Source organism: Acinetobacter sp. TUM15064 (assembly GCF_008980265.1).
Classification (GTDB): Bacteria; Pseudomonadota; Gammaproteobacteria; order Pseudomonadales; family Moraxellaceae; genus Acinetobacter.
The window spans coordinates 1-869 of the sequence record NZ_BKFU01000163.1; the positions used below are offsets into that span (position 1 = coordinate 1).

Annotated in this window: 1 protein-coding gene; it reads left to right on the top strand. The window is 34.6% G+C overall.

Annotated elements, in window-relative coordinates:
• Positions 1–274 precede the first annotated feature (274 nt).
• Positions 275–823: a site-specific integrase gene (locus GBI16_RS18215; protein ID WP_228267872.1), complete on the top strand. Its 549-nt coding sequence runs from the start codon at positions 275–277 to the stop codon at positions 821–823.
• The last annotated feature ends 46 nt before the right edge of the window (positions 824–869 follow it).

An 869-nucleotide genomic window follows, 5' to 3' on the forward strand; every position in this document is an offset into this window, starting at 1 on the left:
GGTTATATTTTGATAGCTAATTAATAGACCTATGAACTCATAATCCGTTGGTCGACAGTTCAAGTCTGTCTGGGCCCACCAAATTTTATAATCATATGCACTCATATGATACTTAAACCCTTAATTCTAAAAGAGTTAAGGGTTTTTTATTGCTTTGTTTAAACTTATATAACTTCGTATGGGAACTCGCTCTGTGTATCCTAGTTTGTATCCTAAATTTAAAATATAACTCAGGGATACACCAAGGAAAAAATTACTGGAGATTCCATAAGTTATGAATGTTTTTGATGTTAATACTCACGATGATATTCGTCTAAGATCTGTATCGCAGAATACAAAGGTTCGCCGAAAAAAAAGTGTTGAAGAAATTTATAAAACACTTAAACCCAAAGCGAAAGAATATCGTGAGCCTACTGATATTCCAGGTTTGTATTGTAGGGTTAAACCGAATGGCAAAAAACATTGGCAATATCGATATAAGAATGATCAAGGAAAATGGGCATGGATAGGATTAGGTAGTTATCCATCTGTAAGTTATGCGCAAGCACGTGAAAAAGCAGAGGCCATGACGCTAGGTGAAATACTAATTCAAACACAGGTTGAGATTAAGAAAATTCAGCTTGAGGAGGAAAAGGCTTTATTCTCGCATCTTATTTATGAGTGGTTAGAGCGAAAAAAGCAGACTTGGGCTGCTGATACTTATAAAAAGGAAAAACAATCGGTTGAACGACATTTAATTCCTGTCTTTGGACATCGACCATATAAATCAATTACACCAGCAGAATGGTTGGAGTTTTTTACTAACAAGCAAATGAATGAATGAATTTATAACAGAATTGAAAAGCTTATTTCATGTTGCTCAGGTGCTT

Coding starts and splice junctions, on each gene's coding strand:
- GBI16_RS18215 (WP_228267872.1), top strand. CDS start 275: ATGAATGTTTTTGATGTTAATACTCACGATGATATTCGTCTAAGATCT.